The organism is Vibrio sp. 1069, from assembly GCF_033340555.1.
Window position 1 is genome coordinate 1 of record NZ_JAWOWP010000103.1, and the last position, 1,117, is coordinate 1,117.

Here is a 1,117-nt window from a genome sequence, read left to right on the forward strand (position 1 = left end):
CTTTCGTCCTGAAACAGGGTTTGCTCTGTTAGGAAAGGGAAAAAGTGAGCGTTATAAAAATGACCTTGTCTTAGCTTTTAGAGGTACAGCTGGATTCGCTGATGGGATTACTGACTTGACGTGTAGTGGGAAAGGAACAGATACCGGAGAGACCGTCCATTCGGGATTCCAAACTACGTTCTATTCTATGAGAAAAGGTCTAACTCGTTTTCTTCGTGATAATCCGGTAACCGCTAACGGTACTATACATTGTGTTGGACACAGTTTAGGTGGTGCATTAGCGACTCTGGTTGCTAATTGGATTTCTGCTTCTCCAGAGTTTAAAGGCAGAGTTAACTTATATACTTTCGGCTCACCAAGAGTCGGAATGAAATCTTTTTCGATCAACTCATCATCTCGGATATCGACGCACTTCCGTTGTGACAATGGTGCGGACCCCGTAACAAAAGCGCCAGTATGGCCTTTTTATCATGTGCCTTATGATGGTTCGGAGTACATATTGAATCGTGCTCAAGGTCTTTTTCCTAGCGCACATTTTATGGCGGAGTACAGTTCTTATACACAGACTGCAACCTGGGATAGCCTTGGCTTTCAAAAGGCAAGCTCCACTTTTAAACGCGTAGTTTTAAACTATGAGAATCGACTTCAAGCCACACCTTCTGCTGATTGGGCAGATAAAATCTCGGCAGCGCTCCTTACGTTGTTAGTTGATGGTGGGGCTGCGGCGTCAGTCTTTGCCCTGCAAAATGTAGGTTCTGCTATTGCTACTATATATGACGCGATTGCTCGTTCAATCGTCAAAATTTCAGAACTCTCTAGCGAATTTTCTGAACGCGTAAAAGGTTTACTTGGCCACATGTTGGTATTTGCGGGGAAAGGTGCAAATATCGCGATCAAATTTACTTATTCCTTTATTCGTTGGGTGTTTGAATTGGTGCTAAGTAAGTTGAATCAGGCTGTTAAAGCCGCCCTCAAAACGACCTTCTGATTTTGATTAATCCTCCTTTGCTTAGGTGTGGTTTATTCTTAAATACGAAAAGTTTCCTACTTGGTTAGTTAAGCTAGTGGCGAGCAAATAGATACAGTGCTTGGTGAGTCAGATAGAAAACACCGCCTC

The 1,117-nt window shown here is 43.2% G+C and carries 1 protein-coding gene; it reads left to right on the plus strand.

Annotated features, from left to right (window positions below):
• Positions 1–988: lipase family protein (locus R7040_RS24730; protein WP_318097309.1), on the plus strand; the 988-nt coding region annotated here is incomplete at its 5' end.
• Between the last annotated feature and the right edge of the window lie 129 nt (positions 989–1,117).